The organism is Kitasatospora sp. NPDC059817, from assembly GCF_042731835.1.
GTDB lineage: Bacteria > Actinomycetota > Actinomycetes > Streptomycetales > Streptomycetaceae > Kitasatospora.
On sequence record NZ_JBHWIR010000430.1, the window covers coordinates 1 to 1,218 of the forward strand.

The 1,218-nt window shown below is 79.1% G+C and carries 1 protein-coding gene; it reads right to left on the reverse strand.

Translation table 11 applies throughout. The features are described from left to right. Positions 1 to 169 precede the first annotated feature (169 nt). Positions 170 to 1,174: a bile acid:sodium symporter family protein gene (locus ACFV61_RS36020; RefSeq protein WP_380496407.1), complete on the reverse strand. Its 1,005-nt coding sequence runs from the start codon at positions 1,172 to 1,174 to the stop codon at positions 170 to 172. Positions 1,175 to 1,218: the final 44 nt, after the last annotated feature.

Consider the following 1,218-nt stretch of genomic DNA (forward strand, 5'->3'; position numbering starts at 1 on the left):
GCGGCGGGCATCCCGGCCGACGCCCCCGACTAGACCGCGCGCGCCGCGGGGGTCGGGACGGGGGGGACGGGGGCGGGGGGGCCGCCGGCGGGGCCGGGCTCGCCCCCGCGCCCGAGTGCCGCCGTCCGGCCCCAGACGCCGGGGCCAGACGGCGGCCCCCGGCGCCGGCTCACCCGGGAACGGGCGGCCCGCCCGGCCCCGTGAGCGCGGCCGGTACCCGATCGGCGGGCGGGGCCTGCCCGGCGGGCGTGGCGTCCGGCGCGCGGGCCCAGCGGCCGGCGAGCACGGTGCCGACCACCAGCTGGAGCTGGTGATACGCCATCAACGGCAGGACCAGCAGCCCGGCCTGGGGCCCGAAGAGCACGGTGGCCATCGGCAGGCCGCTCGCCAGGCTCTTCTGCGAGCCGCACAGCACCGCCGCGATGGTGGCCGGCCGGTCGAGCCCCAGCAGCCGTGCCCCGAGCCCGGTGACCGCGAGCGCGGCGGCCAGCAGGGCGAGCAGCACCGCGAGCAGACCGAGCAGGGCGCCCGGGGTGGCCAGGCCCCAGCTGCCCTGGGCCGTCGCCGCGCTGAACGCGGTGTAGACGACGAGCAGGATCGAGCCCCGGTCCACCGGCGTCAGCACCCGTCTGTGCCGGGTGAGGAAGGCGCCGATCCACGGCCGCAGCACCTGCCCGAGCAGGAACGGCGCGAGCAACTGGGCCCCGATCCGCAGCAGCCCCTCGGCCGACAGCGCGGTGTGCACGTCCAGGAGCCAGGCCGCCAGCAGCGGGGTCAGCAGCAGCCCGGCCAGGCTGGAGTACGTCCCGGCGCAGATCGCCGCCGGGACGTCGCCCCCGGCGGCGCCGGTCAGCGCCACCGAGGACTGCACCGTCGACGGGAGCAGGCAGAGGAACAGCACCCCGGTCTGCAACTGCCCGCTGAGTGGGACGGGTGTGAGCAGCGCGGTGGCCGCCCCGAGCAGCGGGAAGAGGCCGAAGGTGGCGGCGAGCACCAGCCCGTGCAGCCGCAGGTGGCGCAGCCCGGCCAGCGTCTCGCGGGCGGAGAGCCGGGCGCCGTAGAGGAAGAACAGCAGCGCCACCGCCAGGTTGCAGGCCACTGCCGCCACCCGCGCCGAGCCCCCGGTGGCCGGAAACAGGGCGGCCAGGCCGACCGCCACGGCGAGCCCCCCCATCCACCGGGGGAGCCGGCGCGGCCCCAGCCCGGGCCACCGGCCCC

Coding starts and splice junctions, on each gene's coding strand:
- ACFV61_RS36020 (WP_380496407.1), bottom strand. CDS start 1,174: ATGGGGGGGCTCGCCGTGGCGGTCGGCCTGGCCGCCCTGTTTCCGGCC.